The sequence below is a fragment of the Nonomuraea sp. NPDC049784 genome, from assembly GCF_040659615.1.
In the GTDB taxonomy this organism is placed as follows: Bacteria; Actinomycetota; Actinomycetes; order Streptosporangiales; family Streptosporangiaceae; genus Nonomuraea.
The window spans coordinates 1-1,326 of record NZ_JBFAMX010001223.1; the positions used below are offsets into that span (position 1 = coordinate 1).

Below are 1,326 nucleotides of genomic sequence, written 5' to 3' on the forward strand. Positions count from 1 at the left end.
CGGCCAGCACCGTCACCGCCCCGCCGATCCCCGCCGCGAGGATCTCCCCGTCGCCCCTGAACGCCTCCGCGCACGCCACCACGCACACGTCAGCCCTGCTGCTCATCGAACTCCTCCCAAGGCGTCTCCACGTAACGCCGCTGGAGCGCCTCGTCCCGTCCGTAGTCGGGCTCGCACGAGGTGAACCCCGCTCCGCCGGGCGCCTCCACCACTCCCGCCACCATCGACCGGCTGATCAGCAGCGACTGCACGGGCCCCTCCTTCAGGAGGTCCTCCACCACCCGCTCGCACGACACGTAACAGCGCCGCGCGGCTTTGGCGTAGAGGTCGTCGAAGTACGGGTCGGGGCCCAGGTACTGGGCGTTCCCCCGGGAGTCGGCGCGGTTCATGTGGACGAGGGCCACGTCCATGCTCAGCGCGGGCACCGCGACCAGTTCCTCGCCGTCCGCGTACGGCGACCGGACCGTCCGCAGCCCGGGGTTGACCCGCAGCACGTCCGACCCCAGTCCGGCCCGCGTCGGCAGGAACGGCAGCCGGTGCGCCCCCGCCAGCAGCCCGAACATGAACATCCCCTCGTCGTACTCCACGAACTCGATCTCGCCGGCCTGCCTGGCCCGCCGGAAATGGGGCTCCAGAGGGATGGAATCGAGCGTGACGAACGGCGCCACGACCTTGCGAACCTTCTTCGCCGCGCACAGCATGCCCACGTCCGGGCCGCCGTACGAGATGATCGTGAGGTCGTCGGCGGGGGAGCGGAGGAGGGCGCGTACGAGGGCCATCGGCTTGCGGCGTGAGCCCCAGCCGCCGATCCCGACCGTCATCCCGCTCTCGATCTCGCCCGCGACCTGCTCGGCGGACATCAGCTTGGTCACGTGAACCGCTCCCTGTGCCGGTCTCCTGCGCCCATCAGGTTCAGCTCGAAGGTGAAGCCCTGCTCGAAGCGGTAACTGCGCTTGACGTCCACCGGGTCGATGCCGTTGAGGGACTCCTTGGCGCGGCGGATCACGTACGGGTCCTTCGCGGCGATCTGCCCCGCCACCTCCAGCGCCGCGTCGCGCAGCTTGTCGCGCGGCACCACCTCCAGCACCGACCCGAACGCGTGCAGCTCGGCGGCCGTCACGTTCCTGCACGTGTAGACCATGGCCCGCATCAGGTGCTGCGGAACCAGCCTGGCCAGGTGCGTGGCCGCGCCCAGCGCGCCTCTGTCCACCTCGGGCAGACCGAAGTACGCGTCGTCGCTCGCCACCACGACGTCGGCGTTCCCGGCCAGGCCCACGCCGCCGCCCAGGCAGTGGCCGTGCACCGCCGCGATCACCGGCACGGCGC

2 protein-coding genes are annotated in these 1,326 nt (G+C 71.2%); both read right to left on the minus strand.

Translation table 11 applies throughout. The features are described 5' to 3' along the window. Positions 1–89 precede the first annotated feature (89 nt). Positions 90–860 carry a CoA-transferase gene (locus AB0J09_RS64915; RefSeq protein ID WP_360714479.1) on the minus strand — a complete coding sequence of 257 codons (771 nt, stop codon included), beginning with the start codon at positions 858–860 and terminating at the stop codon, positions 90–92. Between the two features lie 8 nt (positions 861–868). Continuing rightward, positions 869–1,326 (minus strand): enoyl-CoA hydratase family protein (locus AB0J09_RS64920; protein ID WP_360714477.1); only part of this gene is annotated, 458 nt, incomplete at its 5' end.

Excerpts from the sequence above, each read along its gene's own strand:
- AB0J09_RS64915 (WP_360714479.1), bottom strand. The coding sequence starts at position 860 with ATGTCCGCCGAGCAGGTCGCGGGCGAGATCGAGAGCGGGATGACGGTC.